The sequence below is a fragment of the Flavobacterium sp. LC2016-23 genome (assembly GCF_009674775.1).
Lineage (GTDB): Bacteria > Bacteroidota > Bacteroidia > Flavobacteriales > Flavobacteriaceae > Flavobacterium.
In genome coordinates, this window is the sequence record NZ_WKKE01000069.1 from 1 (window position 1) to 929 (window position 929).

Sequence of the window (929 nt, forward strand, 5' to 3'; positions counted from 1 at the left end):
TACACTTTATTGTTTTCCAAAAGGGTTGTGGAAGGAATTGCGTTTACTCCTGTCGCATCATCATACCACGTCACACCTTTTTCAGCAGTTTTCAAATCAGCTACTGTTTTATTATCCACTTTACAGAATTCCTGCGTGGCTGCTCCCGTTGGCGTTTGAGGATCACTTAACGTTACCGTAACGGCCAATCGTGTTGGACTTTCACAGGTTCCTACTTTTAGCGAACCGTAATAAGTTGTGCCATCAGTTAAAACTGTGTTTGACGGAATTGCATTCATTCCTTTCGCATCATCATACCACGTCACACCTGATTCTGTTGTTGCCAAATCAGCTACTGTTTTATTATCCACTTTACAGAATTCCTGTGTGGCTGCTCCGGTTGGGGTTTGCGGGTCACTTAACGTTACCGTAACGGCCAATCGTGTTGGACTTTCACAGGTTCCTACTTTTAGCGAACCGTAATAAGTTGTGCCATCAGTTAAAACTGTGTTTGACGGAATTGCATTCATTCCTTTCGCATCATCATACCACGTCACACCTGATTCTGTTGTTGCCAAATCAGCCACTGTTTTATTATCCACTTTACAGAATTCCTGTGTGGTTGCTCCTGTTGGCGTTTGCGGATCACTTAACGTAACCGTTACCGCCAAACGGGTTGGACTTTCGCAGGTTCCTACCTTTAGCGAACCGTAATAAGTTGTGCCATCAGTTAAAACTGTAGTTGACGGAATTGCGTTTACTCCTGTCGCATCATCATACCACGTCACGCCTGTTTCAGCAGTTTTCAGATCAGCTACTGTTTTATTATCCACTTTACAGAATTCCTGTGTAGTCGCCCCTGTTGGGGTTTGTGGATCACTTAACGTTACCGTAACGGCCAATCGTGTTGGACTTTCACAGGTTCCTTCTTTTACCGAACCGTAATAAGT

1 pseudogene is annotated in these 929 nt (G+C 43.9%); it reads right to left on the bottom strand.

Annotated features, from left to right (window positions below):
• A pseudogene (locus tag GJU43_RS22925) lies at positions 1 to 929 on the bottom strand (hypothetical protein); the annotation flags it as partial.